Annotated in this window: 20 protein-coding genes; 3 read left to right on the plus strand and 17 right to left on the minus strand. The window is 42.8% G+C overall.

Going from position 1 to position 18,265, the window contains the following annotated elements:
- Window position 1 precedes the first annotated feature (1 nt).
- Entirely contained in the window at window positions 2-358 is a 357-nt protein-coding gene (locus JMF81_RS09885; RefSeq protein ID WP_201311291.1) for an Asp23/Gls24 family envelope stress response protein, read from the minus strand.
- Window positions 359-585: 227 nt separating this feature from the next.
- Between JMF81_RS09885 and rpmB the strand changes: the two genes are divergently transcribed.
- Entirely contained in the window at window positions 586-771 is a 186-nt protein-coding gene (gene rpmB / locus JMF81_RS09890; protein WP_201311292.1) for a 50S ribosomal protein L28, read from the plus strand.
- A 79-nt stretch (window positions 772-850) separates the two neighbouring features.
- Here rpmB and JMF81_RS09895 read toward each other — a convergent pair whose 3' ends face one another.
- The 8 genes from JMF81_RS09895 to JMF81_RS09930 all read right to left on the minus strand — a co-directional run bounded on the left by JMF81_RS09895 (window position 851) and on the right by JMF81_RS09930 (window position 6,559).
- Window positions 851-988 carry a hypothetical protein gene (locus JMF81_RS09895; protein ID WP_201311293.1) on the minus strand — a complete coding sequence of 46 codons (138 nt, stop codon included), beginning with the start codon at window positions 986-988 and terminating at the stop codon, window positions 851-853.
- Window positions 989-1,067: 79 nt separating this feature from the next.
- Complete coding sequence (locus JMF81_RS09900; protein WP_201311294.1) at window positions 1,068-1,448, minus strand: GerW family sporulation protein; 381 nt, start codon at window positions 1,446-1,448, stop codon at window positions 1,068-1,070.
- 4 nt (window positions 1,449-1,452) lie between these two features.
- On the minus strand, window positions 1,453-2,403 hold the full coding sequence (locus tag JMF81_RS09905) for a DUF2953 domain-containing protein (protein ID WP_201311295.1): 951 nt from the start codon (window positions 2,401-2,403) through the stop codon (window positions 1,453-1,455).
- Window positions 2,400-2,717, minus strand: coding sequence for a hypothetical protein (locus tag JMF81_RS09910; RefSeq protein WP_201311296.1), 318 nt, complete (start codon window positions 2,715-2,717; stop codon window positions 2,400-2,402). Before JMF81_RS09910 ends, JMF81_RS09905 begins: the two co-directional genes overlap by 4 nt.
- Before the next feature lie 73 nt (window positions 2,718-2,790).
- Entirely contained in the window at window positions 2,791-4,221 is a 1,431-nt protein-coding gene (gene pyk / locus JMF81_RS09915) for a pyruvate kinase (protein ID WP_201311297.1), read from the minus strand.
- Window positions 4,222-4,261: 40 nt separating this feature from the next.
- The gene (locus JMF81_RS09920) at window positions 4,262-5,137 is read right to left on the minus strand and encodes a rhomboid family intramembrane serine protease (RefSeq protein ID WP_201311298.1); all 876 of its coding nucleotides are present in this window, start codon (window positions 5,135-5,137) and stop codon (window positions 4,262-4,264) included.
- 18 nt (window positions 5,138-5,155) lie between these two features.
- Entirely contained in the window at window positions 5,156-6,088 is a 933-nt protein-coding gene (locus tag JMF81_RS09925; protein ID WP_201311299.1) for a magnesium transporter CorA family protein, read from the minus strand.
- A gap of 126 nt (window positions 6,089-6,214) precedes the next feature.
- On the minus strand, window positions 6,215-6,559 hold the full coding sequence (locus tag JMF81_RS09930) for a LysM peptidoglycan-binding domain-containing protein (RefSeq protein ID WP_201311300.1): 345 nt from the start codon (window positions 6,557-6,559) through the stop codon (window positions 6,215-6,217).
- A gap of 204 nt (window positions 6,560-6,763) precedes the next feature.
- Between JMF81_RS09930 and JMF81_RS09935 the strand changes: the two genes are divergently transcribed.
- On the plus strand, window positions 6,764-10,999 hold the full coding sequence (locus JMF81_RS09935; protein WP_201311301.1) for a 2-hydroxyacyl-CoA dehydratase: 4,236 nt from the start codon (window positions 6,764-6,766) through the stop codon (window positions 10,997-10,999).
- A gap of 28 nt (window positions 11,000-11,027) precedes the next feature.
- On the opposite strand, the gene JMF81_RS09940 is transcribed toward JMF81_RS09935, so the two are convergent.
- Entirely contained in the window at window positions 11,028-11,483 is a 456-nt protein-coding gene (locus JMF81_RS09940) for a hypothetical protein (RefSeq protein WP_201311302.1), read from the minus strand.
- A 204-nt stretch (window positions 11,484-11,687) separates the two neighbouring features.
- On the opposite strand from JMF81_RS09940, the gene JMF81_RS09945 reads away from it, so the two are divergent.
- Window positions 11,688-12,011, plus strand: coding sequence for a PadR family transcriptional regulator (locus JMF81_RS09945; protein ID WP_201311303.1), 324 nt, complete (start codon window positions 11,688-11,690; stop codon window positions 12,009-12,011).
- A gap of 90 nt (window positions 12,012-12,101) precedes the next feature.
- On the opposite strand, the gene JMF81_RS09950 is transcribed toward JMF81_RS09945, so the two are convergent.
- The 7 genes from JMF81_RS09950 to JMF81_RS09980 all read right to left on the minus strand — a co-directional run bounded on the left by JMF81_RS09950 (window position 12,102) and on the right by JMF81_RS09980 (window position 18,216).
- The gene (locus tag JMF81_RS09950; RefSeq protein ID WP_201311304.1) at window positions 12,102-12,962 is read right to left on the minus strand and encodes a 3-isopropylmalate dehydrogenase; all 861 of its coding nucleotides are present in this window, start codon (window positions 12,960-12,962) and stop codon (window positions 12,102-12,104) included.
- Between the two features lie 421 nt (window positions 12,963-13,383).
- Window positions 13,384-13,794: a C-GCAxxG-C-C family protein gene (locus JMF81_RS09955; protein WP_201311305.1), complete on the minus strand. Its 411-nt coding sequence runs from the start codon at window positions 13,792-13,794 to the stop codon at window positions 13,384-13,386.
- Between the two features lie 40 nt (window positions 13,795-13,834).
- Window positions 13,835-14,596 carry an imidazole glycerol phosphate synthase subunit HisF gene (gene hisF, locus JMF81_RS09960; protein WP_201311306.1) on the minus strand — a complete coding sequence of 254 codons (762 nt, stop codon included), beginning with the start codon at window positions 14,594-14,596 and terminating at the stop codon, window positions 13,835-13,837.
- A gap of 13 nt (window positions 14,597-14,609) precedes the next feature.
- Window positions 14,610-15,215, minus strand: a complete 606-nt coding sequence (gene hisH / locus JMF81_RS09965; protein ID WP_201311307.1) for an imidazole glycerol phosphate synthase subunit HisH — start codon at window positions 15,213-15,215, stop codon at window positions 14,610-14,612.
- 63 nt (window positions 15,216-15,278) lie between these two features.
- Complete coding sequence (locus tag JMF81_RS09970) at window positions 15,279-16,049, minus strand: SIR2 family NAD-dependent protein deacylase (protein WP_201311308.1); 771 nt, start codon at window positions 16,047-16,049, stop codon at window positions 15,279-15,281.
- Between the two features lie 22 nt (window positions 16,050-16,071).
- Window positions 16,072-17,538: a sensor histidine kinase gene (locus tag JMF81_RS09975; RefSeq protein WP_243282603.1), complete on the minus strand. Its 1,467-nt coding sequence runs from the start codon at window positions 17,536-17,538 to the stop codon at window positions 16,072-16,074.
- 3 nt (window positions 17,539-17,541) lie between these two features.
- On the minus strand, window positions 17,542-18,216 hold the full coding sequence (locus JMF81_RS09980; protein WP_201311309.1) for a response regulator transcription factor: 675 nt from the start codon (window positions 18,214-18,216) through the stop codon (window positions 17,542-17,544).
- Window positions 18,217-18,265: the final 49 nt, after the last annotated feature.

An 18,265-nucleotide genomic window follows, 5' to 3' on the forward strand; every position in this document is an offset into this window, starting at 1 on the left:
TTTATCCTATATCTTTTACGCTTTCCACGTATATATTAATCCCTTCAACCTCCAGGCTTGTGAATTCTTCCACTCGGTATTTCACTGATTCCATTAGATTATTCACAACCGCTGAAATTGAAACCCCATAAGATACGATGATGTGAAATTCTATAGTAATCTTATTTTCTTTTACTGAAACAAAAACACCTTTCCGGATATTGTCTCTTGTCAGCAGTTTTACAATCCCGTCTTTTACGTTCACCATCGCCATTCCGACAATCCCAAAGCATCCAAGAGCACAGATTCCGGCATATTTTGCGATTACCTGATTATCAATGGTGATTTCTCCGTTTTTCGTCTTTATAGAACCTTTCATATAATTACCTCCAGCCAAGAATTATAAGATGATTATACCTTATCCCACAAGGTGCGTCCAGCCCTGAACGTCTGTCAGGACATACTTGTTTCCCTGTAAGTATCTCTCTTTTTCTCAAAAAATAAAAACAAATTTTATCTTGATTTTTAGAAAACTATCTGTTAGAATGAAATAGTTGTCGAGCCCGGAATGAACATGGGAGAAGATTTGAAGAAGGAGGTGCTAACATGGCAAAATGTGCTATTTGCGGAAAAGGCGCTCATTTTGGAAATGCAGTCAGTCACTCACATAGAAGATCAAACAAAATGTGGAAATCAAATATTAAATCCGTAAAGGTGAAAGTTAACGGCGGAGCAAAGAAAATGTACGTTTGTACTTCTTGCTTAAGATCTGGTAAGGTTGAACGCGCCTAATCACTTTGATTTGTTTAATATAAACCACAAAGAGTTGGATAGTCATCCGGCTCTTTTTTTATTTCAGAAACAGGCATCATCAGTAAAAGAAGAGGCAGTATCCCATGATCATACACACAATACACAAAATGATCTGCGTAAAATCATGACTAATAAACAGGCCGGTTACCAGTCCTATTCCAAAAAAACAAACCGCAATCGCACAAACTCTTTTCATGTTTTCACCTGCCGCTGATCTAATTATCTCTTACTACAGCATATGCACAAAAAAGCAAAAAGAGTCCTGCCGGACTCTTTTATTCTTTCTCATTTTCCAGATCTTCCACAATATCTTCCAGAGTTTCTTCTTTTTTTGTAAATTTATCAATCACATCCGGCACCATATCAAGAAGCTTTACGATTGTTTCCTGATTCTTTACATTGACGAGTTTCGTCTGCCCGTCCCGGATCACAAGAACTGCGCTTGGTGTCAGCTTGCCGCCGATTCCTCCTCCGCTGCGGTTCTTTTTTTCCGCCTCAAAAGCGCCGGCTCCCATTCCAAAAGAAACATCCACCAAAGGCAGTATGATCGTATCTTTAATATAGATTGGTTCTCCAACTACTGTTTTGGAAGTCAGAAATCCTTCCATCCCCTGAAACAGAGAATTTACTGTTTCGTTCAATTTTTCTTTTCCCATAACGTCAACCTCCTACTATCTTTACAGCCCGGTCTTTCTGCCGGATCAGATCCTTATCACGGTAAATATCCCATACAAGTTTTAATATCTTATAACGTCTGATCCGTCCAGCCGCCAGCACTTTTCCCTCTATGATCTTACGGGTAAAATCCGGCGTCACATCCAGACGGTCGCCATACAGCGGCATGGCAGCGGCAATCCAGCCAAGAACCTTCCCCGTATCTGCCGGATCTTCCAGGCCGAATACGATCCTGCCTTCCAGTTTCTGGGGCATCAGATACCCCGCGCCCCGCAGGAAATATCCCTTGATTCTGACCGCAGCCCTTCTCAGCTGTTCATCTTCCAGAAGATCCAGGATTGACGTTCCTTTTCTCGCCAGCCTCTTTAGCTTGTTTAAAATATTTTTCCATTTATTATAACACTTTCGAAAGAAATCTACGAATCTTTCAGAGACTTTTTTTCGCGGTTTTTCTTTCCTTTGGAGAACCCCGGCTTCCTCCACGGTTTTCTCTGTTTCCTCCTCATCCCAGGCAAGATCCAGAATATCCGTTACCGGTCCTTCCGGCTCCCCCGGCTGATGTTCCGGTTCAGGAAGACTGTCCGGAAACCTCTCTTTCGGGTTTATGGAGCTGTCTGTCTTCTGCGTTTCTTCTTTTACCGCTTCTTCTACAACAGAATCTTTTTTCCCTCCGCCAAGCAAAGACCATTTTCCCGGATCGGTCCGATAAATCGGAATTCCGAAAATTCTCACCGCCACATCCAGGCTCTCTTCATAAGACGCCTTCATTCCAAACAGAGGAAATGCCCAGCGGACCCTCGCTTTTACATGAGGCTTTCCGTCAAATTCTGCCTCCAGGCGATAAGCAATGGGACAGATCAGAAGGACCGCCAGGATAACCAGCGGAATCAGTATGATTATGCCTATAATTTTCAAAATCAAAAAAACAATCGTCATGATTCTTCTCCACAAAAATATTCTACGGCTTCCTTCATCTGATCTGCACCAGCCAGATCCTGCACAATCCGTTTTGTCATGACCAGAGCATCTTCTCTTCCGGCTGCCAGACCGACGACCACAATGTTCTCTCCCTGATAGAAATCAGAAAGCAGCTCATCATATTCATAAATCTCCAGAAACGCAGATTTCCACAAAGGCAGGGTTACACAATATAAAAACGGGATACTTTTCTGTCTTTGGATTCTTTTTATGATCTGCTTTTCTCTTCTGCGCAGTATTTCTGATATGTATGCATTTTTCGAAATTATCATTTCTCCCACCCGATGATTAAAGCAAAATGAGGATGTATTGCTACATCCCCATTTTAACACATATTTATGTCAATTATTCACCAATTTTAACAACTTTCAGCATATTGGTTACTCCGCCGCGGCGATCTGCAACTCCGCCTCCTGTGAGGACTAAAACATCGTTGTTATCTGCAACGCCAGCTTTTAATACAATCTCTGTTGCTTCGTCCAGGATTTCCTGTGTTGTATTTGCTTTGTGAGATAAGAATGGACGAACACCCCAGTATAACTGCATCTTACGAACAACAGCCGGATCCGGAGAAAGACCAACGATCTGAGCATCCGGTTTGAACTTGGATACGATTCTTGCTGTGAATCCTGACATGCTGGATGCAAGAATACATTTTGCATTTACATTGGTTGCTGTCTGTACTGCAGCATAAGCAACAGCAGCGGAAATTCCTCTGTGAACATAAACAGAACGGAAGTTTTTAACTTTTGCATCTAAGTGAAGCTCTGTAGAGATCGCAATCTGATTCATCATGCGTACAGCTTCTACCGGATGTTTTCCTTTTGCTGTCTCACCAGATAACATGATCGCATCTGTTCCATCGTAAATTGCATTGGCTACGTCTGTAACTTCCGCACGGGTCGGACGAGGATTGCGGATCATGGAATCCAGCATCTGTGTAGCTGTTACGACCGGCTTAAATGCATTGTTACATTTCTTAATGATCGCTTTCTGTAAAAATGGCACTTCTTCTGCCGGAATCTCTACTCCAAGATCACCCCTTGCGATCATAACACCGTCAGATGCATCGATGATCGCATCGATGTTTTCAACACCTTCAATATTCTCAATCTTAGAAATAACGCCTACATCCATTCCATGAGCTTCTACGATTGCTTTGATTTCTTTTACGGCATCCGCATTACGGATAAAGGAAGCAGCGATAAAATCAATTCCGTTTTCCAGACCAAACTCGATATCTGCTTTATCTTTTTCTGTAATAGATGGAAGATTTACTTTTACGTTTGGCACATTGACACCTTTGCGGCTTCCAAGCATGCCTCCGTTCTTTACAGTACAGACAACATCAGTTCCGTCTTTGATCTCGTCCACACGAAGCTCAATCAGTCCGTCATCGATCAGGATTGTATTTCCTGCTTCAACATCCTGAGGAAGTTCTTCGTATGTAACACTTACGATCTCCTCTGTTCCTTCAACATCTCTGGTTGTTAATGTAAATTTCTGGTCTTCTTTTAATTCTACGTCTTCTCCACCTGCAAGCAGCCCGGTACGGATTTCAGGTCCTTTTGTATCCAGAAGAATAGCAATTGGAAGGTTCAGTTCCTCTCTGAATTTCTTAATTCTCTTGATTCTTCCCAGCTGTTCCTCATGATCTCCATGAGAAAAGTTCAGACGAGCGATATCCATTCCTTCCTGCATCAGCTGTTTTAACACAGCGTCATCATCTGTTGCAGGTCCCATTGTACAAATAATTTTTGTCTTCTTCGTTAGCATAATAGTCTCCTTTAACCTCATATATATTAAAATTAACAACTCACTTCTTCACATGCTTATGGGTAAACAAATGATCCTGACAATATTCGTAATCCCCATCGCACTTGGAACAATACCGGAATTCCAGGGTCGGATCATCCAGCTCCGTCCTGTGGCAGACTGCACATTCGTGCATGGCTCCGTTCTTCTTCCGGCCGCTCCGCGGTACCGTCTTTGTCTTAAATTCCTTCTTCCTCCGTCGATTCACAGTATTTCTTGCAAATGCCGCTCCTCTGCTTCGGATCCTCTTCATTGAAAAAAAGAACAGCAGGAAATTCAGCAGTGCAACCACTATAGATACTTTAACCGAAATTCCGGCAGCTGTAAAGCCTGATGTCAAAAAAACATAGGCAAGATATATGCCATCCAGCACCGCAAGCCACTTAACCCGGATCGGAAAAATCATATAAAAATATACCCGCATATCCGGAAACATCATGGCATAAGCCAGAAACAGCGTCATATTCAGATAAAAAGTATCCATGCTCACAGAGGCAGCTGTGATCTCACCATAGGCAAAATACAACACCGCATATGTAAGGAACGCTCCAAGGATTGTTCCGAACACTCCAATAAAATAATACATATTAAAACGAAAGCTTCCCCAAACCTGCTCCAGTGATGACGCCAGTGAATAGTAAAACAGCAGCACAAAAATAATAAAAATCAGACTGCTGTCAGGCCCCATCAGCAGGAATGTTACGATCCTCCACACCTGACCATGCAGAATCAGGAAGGGGTTCAGCGTCAGCAGAGACCCGATTCCCGGTATCATCAGCCGCAGAACGTATCCGACCGCATACATCGCGACAATGATCATCGGCAGATTCGGAATCGCATATCTTCCAAATTTTTCTTCCAACTTATTCAGCCACATATTGATATTGAACCTCTCTTAAAACATTTTTTTCTTTCCTAAAAAGATACCCCCGATTACGGTAAGGATCAAAGAGGCAATGACAAGGACCGCAAAACCATGGGGAGAATCAGCCAGAGGAACCGGTACATTCATTCCCCAGAAACTGGCAATCATCGTAGGAATTGACATAACGATCGTAATCACCGCCAAAACTTTCATGACGATATTCAGATTATTGGAAATAACAGACGCATAGGCATCCATCGTTCCGCTCAGAATATTACTGTAAATATCCGCCATCTCAATTGCCTGCTTGTTCTCGATGATAACATCATCCAGCAGTTCCTCATCCTCCGGATACTGTTTGATCTTCTCGATCTTTAACAGCTTCTCCAGTACAAGTTCATTTCCTCGAAGAGATGTAGAAAAGTACACCAAACTCTTTTCCAGTTCCAGCAGTTCGATCAATTCCTGATTCTTTGTGGAAATATGGAGCTGCTTTTCCACCTCATCGCTCTTTTTGTCAATAGAACGCAGATACTGCAGATATAAAGAAGCATTGCGGTACAAGATCTGCAGAATAAATCTTGTCCTCTTAAACGTCCAGAAATTACGGACTCTTCCATCCCTGAAATCCGTAAGCACCGGCGTCTCCATAAGACACACAGTAATGATCACTTCATTGGTCAGAATAATGCCGCACGGAATCGTTAAAAAATATTCTTTTTCTTTTCTCTCTTCCGTTACAGGAATATCCACAATGATCAAAGTATAATCATCTTCCACTTCGATACGTGATCTTTCTTCTTCATCCAGAGGAGCTTTCAGATGATCCAGGTCAATCTTATAATCTCTGGAAACCTGCACCAGTTCTGCTGCCGTTGGATGAATCAGCGAGATCCAGGAACCTTCTATCGCTTCACTGATCTCATTCATCTGATGATCCATTGTACGGTAGTAGTTAACCATCTTTGCGCTCCTTTCCTTCTTCCGTCTGCATGTCCACTCTGCTTCGCGCAGAAACAGGTTTTGAAAACAGGATTCCTTCCCTGTTCAGAAAACCTTCTGCGTATGTCTTATTTCATTATAAATAACTCATTTTGCTTTGTCAATTAACAGTACTGTACCAACCGGCAGGGTTAATTCCCTGATTTTTTTGTTAGATTTTGCTAAATTTTCCACTGTTGTTTTGTTAGATTTTGCTATACCGAGGACGGTATCCCCTTTTTTTACCACATAAGGAACAAAGGCTCCGGAAATCACGGCCGTAAATGCAGGAATGCACAATTCATCTCCCGGCTGAAGATTATATACATCCACATAAGGGTTCTGCCGCATGATATCTTTTACCTGCACCCCGTACATTTTCGCGATCCGATACAGAGTATCTTTCTCCTTTACCACATATATGCTGCCTCTGCAGTTTTCCTGATTTGCCATAATTTTTCCCTTGCTTTTTTATTAGATTATGCAGATTTCACAATTTGTTGCCCTTATTCTTTCCAAAAAAAATTAAAATATGCCTATTTTCAAATGCTTTCTTTTCCATTATAATATATTGATACCTGGAGCACTGACAGAATTTCACATAATTCGCCGTCGTGTTCTTTTTGTATGGTTTTTAGAAAGGAAGTATTACAATCCATGAAACGTTTAGGAATTGATATTGGTTCGACTACAGTCAAAGTCGCTGTGATCGACGAACAACATAATATTCTTTTCTCTGATTATCAGAGACATTTTGCAAAGATTCAGGAAACTTTGGCTTCCTTATTAAAAAAGGCCAAAGACCAGATCGGAGAGATGACGTTTGCTCCTACCGTTACCGGTTCCGGCGGACTGTCAATCTCTTCCTACCTGGAAATTCCATTTTGCCAGGAAGTTGTCTGCGTGTCTTCTGCTCTGCAGGACTATGCTCCTCAGACGGATGTAGCCATTGAGCTTGGAGGAGAAGATGCTAAGATTATTTATTTCACAAATGGCATTGACCAGAGAATGAACGGTGTTTGCGCCGGAGGTACCGGTTCTTTCATCGATCAGATGGCATCACTGCTTCAGACTGACGCTTCCGGATTGAATGAATATGCAAAAAACTATGATACAATATATCCGATTGCTGCCCGCTGCGGCGTGTTTGCAAAATCTGATATCCAGCCTCTGATCAATGACGGAGCTACCAGGGAAAATCTTGCAGCTTCCATTTTCCAGGCGGTTGTCAATCAGACCATCAGCGGACTGGCATGCGGAAAACCGATTCGCGGAAACGTGGCATTCCTGGGAGGACCTCTCCATTTCCTTCCGGAACTTAAAAACGCTTTTATCCGCACACTGAACTTAAAAGATGAAGAGGTTATCGCGCCAACCCATTCTCATCTGTTTGCGGCAGTAGGTGCTGCATTAAACGCCAAAGAAGATGTAACAACTGACTTTGAACATCTCTTAAAACAGTTTGAAAAGAAGATTGAACTTCAGCAGGAAGTGGATCGTCTGGAACCTTTGTTTGCCAGCGAAAGAGAGTATAAAGATTTCTTAAAAGAACACAACCGCCACATAGTAAAACGTGGTGACCTGGCTACATATAAAGGCAGCTGCTATCTGGGAATCGACGCCGGTTCCACAACGACAAAAGTCGCACTTGCCGGAGAAGACGGAGAACTTCTTTACAGCTATTACAACAATAACAACGGTGATCCTCTTCATGCCGTTATTGAATCTCTGCATGAGATCAAAAATCTGATGCCGGACACAGCAAAGATCGTATGCTCCTGTTCTACCGGTTATGGAGAACAGCTGATCAAGGCTGCGCTTAACTTAGATTACGGCGAAGTCGAAACGATCGCTCATTATTATGCTGCCGCTTTCTTTGATCCTGAAGTTGACTGTATTCTGGATATCGGCGGTCAGGATATGAAGTGCATCCAGATCAACAATGGCGTAGTAGACAACGTTATGTTAAACGAGGCATGTTCCTCCGGATGCGGATCTTTCATCGAAACTTTTGCAAAATCCCTGAACCATTCTGTAGAAGAATTTGCAAAAGTCGCTCTGTTTGCAAAACATCCGATCGACCTTGGATCCCGCTGTACCGTATTTATGAACTCAAAGGTAAAACAGGCACAGAAAGAGGGCGCAAGCGTTGGAGATATTTCCGCAGGTCTTGCTTACTCTGTAATTAAAAATGCTTTATATAAGGTTATCAAGCTGACCAGCCCGGAAGATCTGGGAAAACATATCGTCGTACAGGGCGGTACTTTCTATAACGACGCGGTTCTTCGGAGTTTTGAGCGTATTTCCGGCTGTAACGCGGTTCGTCCGGATATTGCCGGTATTATGGGAGCTTTTGGTTCCGCTCTGATTGCAAGAGAGCGCTACGAAAAAGGATATCAGACATCTATGCTCTCTTTTGATGAAATCTTTGCCCTCACTGTAAAGACATCCATGACAAGATGTAAGGGCTGTACGAATCACTGTCTGCTCACGATCAACTCATTTTCCAACGGCAGCCGTTATGTTACCGGAAACCGCTGCGAGCGCGGTATTGGAAAAGAGCCGAATGCAGAACATGTTCCAAACCTGTATGACTACAAACTCCATCAAACCTTTGACTATGAGCCTTTAACGGAGGATGAAGCATCCCGCGGCGTCATCGGTATCCCGAGAGTTTTGAATATTTATGAAAATTATCCGTTCTGGTATACGTTCTTTACGAACCTTGGATTCAGAGTCGTACTTTCACCGGAATCCTCCCGTAAGATTTATGAGATGGGAATCGAATCCATTCCGAGTGAATCTGAATGTTATCCGGCCAAACTTGCCCACGGTCATGTGATGTGGCTGATCAAACAGGGCATTAAAGATATTTTCTATCCGTGTATTCCTTATGAAAGAAAGGAAATTGATGAAACAAACAACCATTATAATTGTCCGATCGTTACTTCTTATGCGGAGAATATCAAAAACAACATGGAGGAACTGGAAACAGAACATATCAATTTTATGAATCCATTCCTTGCACTGGATAATGAGGAAGCATTAAAGCCTCGCCTTTTTGAGGAACTGAAGAAACATTATGATGATCTGACATCTGAAGAAGTGGATCATGCTGTTACAAGAGCCTATGAAGAACTGCAGCAGGTAAGAGAAGACATTCAGACAAAAGGAGAAGAAGTCCTTGCATATCTGGCAGAAACCGGACGTACCGGTATCGTTTTATGCGGCCGTCCTTATCATATTGATCCGGAGATCAACCACGGTATTCCTGAACTGATCACCTCTTATGGTATTGCGGTACTGACAGAGGATTCTATTTCTCACCTGTCTAAAGTGGACCGCCCTCTGAATGTATCTGACCAGTGGATGTATCATTCCAGACTGTATGCTGCTGCCAACTACGCAAAAGCCAACAAACAGCTTGAAGTCATTCAGCTGAACTCCTTTGGCTGCGGACTGGATGCCATAACAACTGATACAGTAAGAGATATCCTGACAAAATCCGGACGTATCTACACAGTATTAAAGATTGACGAAGTAAATAATCTGGGAGCCGCAAGGATCCGAATCCGCTCCCTGATCAGCGCGGTTCGTGTCCGTAAAAAACACAGGATCCAGCCTCATCCGGTATCTCCGGCAATCAAACGTGTGGAATTTACCAAAGAGATGGCCAAAGACTATACGATCCTGGTTCCTCAGATGTCACCGATCCATTTTACATTCCTGGAGCCTGCTTTAAGATCCTGCGGTTATAAGGCAAAAATTCTTCCTCAGGGCGGAATGAAGGATGTAAATACCGGTCTTAAATACGTAAATAATGACGCCTGCTATCCGTCTCTGATCGTCATCGGACAGCTGATGAACGCATTGTTATCCGGAAAATATGACACACACAAAGTAGCTCTGGCAATTTCCCAGACAGGAGGAGGATGCCGTGCTACCAACTATATCAGCTTTATCCGCCGTGCCCTGGAAAAAGCCGGCTTCGGTTACATTCCGGTAATTGGAATCAGTACCCAGGGAATTGAGAAAAACAGTGGATTTAAATTCACTCCTTCTCTTTTGAACAAAGCGGTTCAGGCTATTATATACGGAGATCTGTTCATGAGAGTTGTCTACCGTACAAGACCTTATGAAAAGAAACCAGGCTCTGTCAATAAACTGCATAAACAGTGGGAAGCAAAATGCAAGCGTGATGTTGCAAAAGGTAATTTCCTTACTTTCCAGAAAAATATCAAGGGAATTATCCGTGATTTCGACCGCATTCCTCTGAAAAATATCAAGAAACCGCGTGTCGGAGTTGTAGGTGAAATCCTTGTGAAGTTCCTTCCAGACGCAAACAATCATCTGGTAGAACTGCTGGAACGTGAAGGAGCCGAGGCCGTTGTTCCGGATCTTCTGGACTTCTTTATGTACGGTTTCTACAACAGCAACTTCAAATACCGCTACCTTGGAAAATCCAAGAGAACTGCTATCGTATGCAACTCTGCGATCTGGATTGTTGAACGCTACCGTCAGACTTTAAGAAAAGAACTGGCCAAGAGCAAACGTTTCGATCCGCCGGCATACATCAAAGACCTGGCAGCCTACGCAGAACCGTTCGTATCCATCGGAAACCAGACAGGTGAAGGATGGTTCCTGACAGGTGAGATGATCGAGCTGATCCACAGCGGAGCGCCAAACATCGTTTGTACCCAGCCGTTTGCCTGCCTTCCAAACCATGTGGTTGGAAAGGGTGTTATCAAAGAATTGAGACAGTCCTTCCCTGAGGCAAACATCGTGGCCATTGACTACGATCCGGGAGCCAGCGAAGTTAACCAGATCAACCGAATCAAACTGATGCTTTCCGCAGCGCAGAAAAATTTGGAAAAAGAAGAAAAAAACGCGTAAAATTACGTAATTAAAAAACACATATCCCTCAATATTTGGGGATATGTGTTTTTTTGTCCAAATTTACCACTTCCACTGTCAGCCATCCTTTTGTTTTCTGATTTGCTTTCAGGCTGCTTATATCTCCATCCAGAAGATCCACCCGCCATTTCTGTCCTGCAGAAACAACGATAAATTTCTCTGAAAACAGATTTTCCAGATTGACAGTTTCTTCTCCAATATTTTCTGCTTCATAATCAATCTCATATCGGTATACATCACTATGATAGTCTTTATCATACTTCTTCTGACTTCTTATATTATGAAATGTCAGAATTAATCCCTGATCTTCGATTGCTTCCCCGCATTTCAGAATCTGTTCATGTACCTTGTATTGTTTTCCCGGAGCATTTAACTCTGAATAACGGAAGTAAGATGCTGCCGCTATTATAATCAGCGCAGCCACGCCTATGAATTTCGCGATTTTATTTTTCTTTTCTCTCATCCGCAATCCTTCCCTCCTCAATGGCTATGATACTTTTATTATTTTAAAATATGTATTATTATTACAAAACTATTTATGTTTATCTATTGACTTAATATATTTTGCACATTATAATACTTATAAATATCATTTTAAACTAGGTATTGTTTAGAACAGTTTACACTGTTATAATAAAATTGTAATAAATTGAAAGGAATTTGTAATATGGCCAATCGTAACTTATATCGGCTGGAAATGCTTCTGTTGAAAATTTTAGAAGAGGGGGACTGCTACGGATATCAGCTTTCTCAGTCTGTCAAAAAACGTTCGGATGGAAAGATCAGGATTGCTGAAGGAACCATGTATCCGATTTTGTACAAATTGGAAGATCAGGGATTTATCTCCGATCATAAGGAACGGGTGGGCAAACGCCAGACAAGAGTATATTATCACCTGGAACCTGCCGGAAAAGAGCATCTGGATACTTTGATTCAGGATTATTATTCACTGATTGATGCAATCGAATCTATTTTAGGGCCAAGGCCCTGAGGTGAAACCATAAGGAGAGGACTCATTTTCTGAATAAAAGAAAACTTCATCTAAAATAAGACAGAAGACCCCTGAAGGTCTTCTTTTTTATCAAATATGATACTTTTTGAAAAGTTCTTCCCGGTATGCCTCATCTTCCGATGCTTTCAGCAGCTGCTCCTGATGGTTCTCTTTCAGCAGAAGAATAGAAAGCCTTGCAAAACGGTCCATTCCTTTCTGCCTTCCGTATTTTTCTCCTTCTCTCCAGCCGCTTTTCTTCATCGCCTCCATTTCATCTGCCATTAATTCTTCCAGTGCCTGACACATTTCTTTCACCTCCATAAATAATTCTCTGTTCACTCTTACAATCAAATCCATAACGGAACGATATCTTTTATCCCATTTATGTTCTTTATACTCTCTGATCAGTTTCTCTGCTTCTTTCCATCCGGATAATTTTCCACCTATGCTGCGAAGCCACAGATTTTTTTCTCTTGATAATTGATGAATCGAAATCAGCTGAACCGGAATATCTGTACCTATTATATGATAAATGCCATCATCCATTTTGCATATTTCACATGCTTTTTCTCTTTTGAGGTACTGCATTAATTTTACCGGATACCGGCTACATGCAAAGGTAATTGTCATTTCCCGTCTTGGAATATTATGCTCTGATTTGTATAAATACGCGTAAGCATATACTTTGTAATAATCACTAATACTGACATAATCATCCGGACTTTTATACTCAATAATATTATATCTTTGAAAAATCCGGCCAATATTTTTAAAAATTGGTTCTTCTGCTTTATTCTTGATGATCAGCACATCTATCTCCAAAGGCTTTGTCCCCAGCTGATGTTCATTCTCATATATAAGATTTTGTTTCTCGCTGTCCAGTTCAATCTGAAGATCCGCATAAAACGCCGGATGCCATTGCAGCGGCCTCTGTTGTTTTTTCTGTTTCATCCCAACCTCCCATTTTTCATTCAGGAGATTTCATTTTTCGAAAACTCCTGCTGTATCTTTTTGATTCTAAGCATGGATTTTCCGAAAAGATGCCATTATGATATGACTGTGAAATGTCGATAGACTTTGAACCATGAGTTCCAAGAATTGCGATAATTATAGAAAATACATATGCTTTCATACATAGTACCATGATTATACTAGTTTGTAAATAACTTTAATCCAGATTGCCAGGCTTGCCGATCGGATAGTGGAAGATTCCCTTCCCCTATCCATCACGATACTACAGCCAGCTCACAGCGCTGCTGTTCGCTGTCCGCTGCCCGGCAAATGTCTGCTCGTGCAAGCACGGCAGCCGCTTTCCGGGCGTATCGTGCAAAAAAAGAAACCATTTTTCAATGGCTTCTTTTTTCTCTTTCCTTTATGCCTCTTTTAAAATGTCTTCCAGAATCTCTGCCGCGTCCTCTACGCATCCCGGACATGACCTCAGCATTTTTCCTGTCTCGATTCCTTTTAATTCCTTGCAGATGACCGCTCCGTTTTTTTCTTTGAAACGTTTGGTCAGTTCCCTGGACAAACCAATGGTTTTTCCTTTGGAATCCGTCTTTTCAAGATCTGCCGTACTGTTTACTGCTCCGAGAACTGCCGCTGCTCCTGATAAGGCTCCGCAGTGTCCTTCCATTCCGCCCAGTCCAACGCCCTGGGCTTCTGTCAGCCGGAACATGGTTTTCTCATCAATTCCGGCCTCCTCACAGAAGGCACATGCCACTGCCTGAGCGCATGTATACCCGTTTTTATAATTGTTCACTGCTTTTTCTGTTTTCTGACTCATACTTTTTCCTTCTTTCTTCGCTTTTGTAAATAAAAATGTCCTATCTGCGCACGCTGATGCCCCGTCCTGCCAGGTAATCCTTCAGATCTGAAATCTTCAGCTCATTAAAATGGAACAGGGAAGCTGCCAGTGCCGCGTCTGCTTTTCCTTCGGTCAGGGTATCATAAAAATGTTCTTTTGTTCCCGCTCCGCCAGATGCGATGACCGGAATATCCACATTTTCAGCGATGATCCTGGTCAGTTCATTGTCATACCCTGCTTTCGTTCCGTCACAGTCCATGCTGGTAAGAAGAATTTCTCCGGCTCCGCGGCGGTTTGCTTCCATGGCCCATTCCACAGCATCCAGGCCGACGTCGATTCTTCCGCCGTTTTTATAAACATTCCATCCGGAACCGTCTTCTCTCCGTTTTGCGTCAATGGCTACTACCACGCACTGGCTTCCAAATTTATCTGCCGCGTCATTGATCAGATTCGGCGTGTTGATGGCAGAAGAGTTAATGGAGATCTTATCGGCTCCTTCCCGGAGAATGGCCTTGAAATCATCTACTGTGCGGATTCCGCCGCCTACTGTAAACGGAATGAAGACTGTCTCTGCCACTTTCCGCACCATATCGATCATGATATTTCTCGCATCGGAAGATGCCGTAATGTCAAGAAATACCAGTTCATCGGCTCCTGCCTTATCATAAGCGGCGCCGATCGCCACCGGATCTCCCGCGTCAATCAGATTTACAAAATTTACACCTTTTACCACACGTCCGCCTTTTACGTCCAGACATGGAATGATCCTTTTCGTATGCATAACCTGTCCCTCCTTACAATGCTATAAAGTTTTTAAGAATCTGAAGTCCTACTGTGCTGCTCTTTTCCGGATGGAACTGACACGCGAAAATGTTGTCTTTCTCCACGGAAGCATGGACGGTCACTCCATACTCTGTTGTCGCCGCCACGATGGACGGATCGTCTGCCTGAAGATAGTAGGAATGTACGAAATATACATACGGATGATCCTCCAGGCCGGCAAATAATTTTGCCCCTTCTTTGATCTTAATATCATTCCATCCCATATGAGGGATTTTCATATCGCCTTTTTTCGGGATTCTCAGGATTTTTCCCGGAAGAAGTCCCAGTCCCTTTACGCCCGGGGCTTCGTCGCTGCTCTCAAACATCAGCTGCAGTCCCAGACAGATTCCGAGGAATGGAATCCTACGGTCCACAACTTCCTGAATCGTATCCACCAGACCATACTGATGCAGCTTTTCCATTGCGTCTCCGAACGCTCCGACCCCCGGAAGAATCACCTTGTCACTGCCCAGGATTTCTTCCCGGTCTCTGGTGATCACTGCTTCCTCTCCAAGATACTGGAGCGCTTTTTCCACACTTTTGATATTTCCAGCGTCATAATCAATAATCGCGATCATATACTGTCTCCTCCTCTTAAAATGTAATAGAGGCGGTCCTTGCATGAAAGACCGCCTTGTCTTCTAGTCGAGTAAAAATTCTCTGCTGTCCATGGCAATGGCCGTGCCCTTGCCCTTGATTCCTTCCCCGATCTGATACAGGGATTTATGCACTCTTACAAACACTGCTTTTTCATTGTAGAATGCTATCTTCTCAAACGGCCACCGGAACAGATTCGGATTTTCAAATCCTTCTCCTAATTCTAATATAAAAAGCTTTTTATTTAAAGTCCCCTGAAGCCATTTTGTATAATTTGCCCACGATGTCAGGTAGGCTCCTTCCACATAAACGTGTTTCGTATCCTCTGTGCGCACATTGAAAATCAGTCTCTCTCCGCATTTCGGACATTCCAGATGCTCAATGCTGCCATTTTTTTCATAATAATCGATCAGGTCTTTCAGCCCGGGTTTTGCCGGATACAGCTGTTCGTCACAGGGCCTGCTGCACTGAAAGAAATCTCCATTTCCGCACGGAGCCGTAATCCTTCCTTTGTCCAGCCGGGAATGGAAAAGAAGGCCGTCATCATTGCTTGTCACAACAAAATAATTTTTGCCTTCCAGCGCTTCCTCCAGATCTTTGAAATAATCCACTTCTCCCAGAGACAGCAGATAATCCCGCTCATAGATCTCCCGCATCCATGCGGCGTCTTCTCCTTCCTGTCCGATCAGTTCCTGATAATGGGGATTTGAAATCTCCTTCTTAAAATCCATCAGCCGTTTTGCCTGAAGCTCTCTTCCGATTCCAACCAGCACCAGATCCGCTTCTTTGATTTGCTCCAAATAATCTCTTAACATATGCTTACCCTATCCTTTGTTTTCATTTCTTATCTAATTCTACTTCAAAATAGAATTCTACGCCACCCTCAATATTAGAAACTCCGTAATCTTTTCCATGAGCCTTCATTGTGGCTTCTACAATGGACAGGCCGACGCCGCTTCCGCCGTATTCCCTCGTACGTGCCTTGTCTACCTTATAGAATTTTACCCAGAGCTTATCCAGATCTTCCTCCGGTATATGTTTTCCGGTATTATATACCTTAACTCTCAGATTATCTCCATGACGGCAGTAACTGATCCGAATCGTTCCATGATCACTGACATGATTTCTTGCATTACTTAAATAATTTCCCACCACTTCCTCGATCATAAACTCATCTGCCCAGACATGAACCGGTTTCTCATCAAATTCTACATGAATTCCTCCTTTTTCCAGAAGAATCTGATTCGAAGCCAGCATATTGGAAATCAGCTCCGTTATATCAAATCGTTCCATCTCTACTTTGTTATTGCCAAATTCAATCTGATTCAGAGTCAGAAGTTTCTGCACCATACGATTCATCTTTTTGGCTTCGTCTGTGATAACATCGCAGTAAAAGTTTCTGCTCTCTTCATCTTCCGAAATATTGTCTTTCAGGCCCTCTGCATATCCCTGGATCAGCGCGATCGGAGTCTTCAGTTCATGGGAAACATGAGAAAGGAACTCCGTTCTCATTTCATCAATCTGAACTTTCTGCTCAATATCTTTGCGCAGCTCGTTATTGGCTGTCTTAAGTTCCGATATGGTCATTTCCAGTCTGGAAGACAATTCATTCAGGCTCTGTCCCAGTCTTCCCAGCTCATCTTCTCCCAAATCTTCAATCTTTACATCAAAATCAAGATTTGACATGCGGTTTGCAGCTCCCGCCATGTCCTCAATCGGCTTGGTAAACTGTTTGCTGAAAATATACATGGCAATCCCGCCGCCAATGATCAGAAAGATTCCTACATAGGCGGTAAAACGCCCCGACAGATACGCACTCGTCTGGATGCTTTCCATTGGCGTATTGATAATTACAGTATACTGTCCATCCAGATATCCCATCAGATTAATGCTGGTTCCCTGACTTTGACTGGTATTGGTTGTAACCGCGTAGCCTTTCTTATTGATCTGGCTCTGTATCTTATCGATATTTTTTAAAATATTTTTCAAATCCTTATACATGACTCCCTGCTCGCCTTCTGAGCTGTAGACCATCTGATTCATCGGATCGCTGATCATAATACGGTAGTCATAGTCTCTGGCAATCTGATCCACATCTTCTTTATTCACGGTATCGTCCTGAAAAATTCTCTGGATCTTATAATACGCCTCCCGTATATGTTTCTTTTCTTTCATAACGTAATACGGCTTCAGCATTACCAGATTGATCAGAACCGACAGGAGAATCGTCGATGTCAAAATAACGATCAGCATCAGAGTCATCTTTACCTGTATGGATTTGTTTTCTAAAATCCGCTTTTTCAATTTTTACTCAACCTCAAACTTATATCCCATGCCCCAGATTGTATGGATATATTTTCCTTTGTCTCCCAGCTTGCTCCTGAGTTTTTTCACATGGGTGTCTATAGTTCTGGCATCTCCAAAGTAATCATAATTCCATACCTGGTTCAATATATTTTCTCTTGTTAATGCCCGTCCTTCATTGGTCATAAAGAACTGCAGAAGTTCGAATTCTTTAAAGCTCAGCTCAACCGTCTTTCCATCGATCGTCACATGGTGCGCTCCCACATCCATACAGATCCCGCCGGCTTCAATATTTTCATCTTCCAGCTGATTGGTCCTTCGAAGGATCGCCCCGATTCTGGCCACCAGTATCTTTGGACTGAATGGTTTTGAGATATATTCATCTACTCCCAGTTCAAATCCCTGCAGTTCATCCTGTTCCTGGTCCTTTGCCGTCAGCATGATGATCGGGACCTGAGATACCTTGCGGATTTCCCGGACGACTTCCCATCCGTCCATTTTCGGCATCATAACGTCCAATACCAGCAGATCGATTCCTTTGGTGGAAAAGAATATATCCACGGCTTCTTCACCGTCTGCCGCTTCCAGCACCTGGTATCCTGCCCGCACCAGGAAATCTTTTACCAGTTTGCGCATTCTGCTCTCATCATCCACAACCAATATCTTCAAATCACTCATTTTTTTCTTTTTCTCCCTCCTGCTTTTGGCATCATTGTATCATAGGAAT

The organism is Anaerostipes butyraticus, from assembly GCF_016586355.1.
GTDB classification, from domain to species: Bacteria; Bacillota; Clostridia; order Lachnospirales; family Lachnospiraceae; genus Anaerostipes; species Anaerostipes butyraticus.

What these genes read in the sequence shown, in the direction of transcription:
- JMF81_RS09885 (WP_201311291.1), bottom strand. Translation starts at nt 358, where the DNA reads ATGAAAGGTTCTATAAAGACGAAAAACGGAGAAATCACCATTGATAAT.
- rpmB (WP_201311292.1), top strand. Translation starts at nt 586, where the DNA reads ATGGCAAAATGTGCTATTTGCGGAAAAGGCGCTCATTTTGGAAATGCA.
- JMF81_RS09895 (WP_201311293.1), bottom strand. Translation starts at nt 988, where the DNA reads ATGAAAAGAGTTTGTGCGATTGCGGTTTGTTTTTTTGGAATAGGACTG.
- JMF81_RS09900 (WP_201311294.1), bottom strand. Translation starts at nt 1,448, where the DNA reads ATGGGAAAAGAAAAATTGAACGAAACAGTAAATTCTCTGTTTCAGGGG.
- JMF81_RS09905 (WP_201311295.1), bottom strand. Translation starts at nt 2,403, where the DNA reads ATGACGATTGTTTTTTTGATTTTGAAAATTATAGGCATAATCATACTG.
- JMF81_RS09910 (WP_201311296.1), bottom strand. Translation starts at nt 2,717, where the DNA reads ATGATAATTTCGAAAAATGCATACATATCAGAAATACTGCGCAGAAGA.
- pyk (WP_201311297.1), bottom strand. Translation starts at nt 4,221, where the DNA reads ATGCTAACGAAGAAGACAAAAATTATTTGTACAATGGGACCTGCAACA.
- JMF81_RS09920 (WP_201311298.1), bottom strand. Translation starts at nt 5,137, where the DNA reads ATGTGGCTGAATAAGTTGGAAGAAAAATTTGGAAGATATGCGATTCCG.
- JMF81_RS09925 (WP_201311299.1), bottom strand. Translation starts at nt 6,088, where the DNA reads ATGGTTAACTACTACCGTACAATGGATCATCAGATGAATGAGATCAGT.
- JMF81_RS09930 (WP_201311300.1), bottom strand. Translation starts at nt 6,559, where the DNA reads ATGGCAAATCAGGAAAACTGCAGAGGCAGCATATATGTGGTAAAGGAG.
- JMF81_RS09935 (WP_201311301.1), top strand. Translation starts at nt 6,764, where the DNA reads ATGAAACGTTTAGGAATTGATATTGGTTCGACTACAGTCAAAGTCGCT.
- JMF81_RS09940 (WP_201311302.1), bottom strand. Translation starts at nt 11,483, where the DNA reads ATGAGAGAAAAGAAAAATAAAATCGCGAAATTCATAGGCGTGGCTGCG.
- JMF81_RS09945 (WP_201311303.1), top strand. Translation starts at nt 11,688, where the DNA reads ATGGCCAATCGTAACTTATATCGGCTGGAAATGCTTCTGTTGAAAATT.
- JMF81_RS09950 (WP_201311304.1), bottom strand. Translation starts at nt 12,962, where the DNA reads ATGAAACAGAAAAAACAACAGAGGCCGCTGCAATGGCATCCGGCGTTT.
- JMF81_RS09955 (WP_201311305.1), bottom strand. Translation starts at nt 13,794, where the DNA reads ATGAGTCAGAAAACAGAAAAAGCAGTGAACAATTATAAAAACGGGTAT.
- hisF (WP_201311306.1), bottom strand. Translation starts at nt 14,596, where the DNA reads ATGCATACGAAAAGGATCATTCCATGTCTGGACGTAAAAGGCGGACGT.
- hisH (WP_201311307.1), bottom strand. Translation starts at nt 15,215, where the DNA reads ATGATCGCGATTATTGATTATGACGCTGGAAATATCAAAAGTGTGGAA.
- JMF81_RS09970 (WP_201311308.1), bottom strand. Translation starts at nt 16,049, where the DNA reads ATGTTAAGAGATTATTTGGAGCAAATCAAAGAAGCGGATCTGGTGCTG.
- JMF81_RS09980 (WP_201311309.1), bottom strand. Translation starts at nt 18,216, where the DNA reads ATGAGTGATTTGAAGATATTGGTTGTGGATGATGAGAGCAGAATGCGC.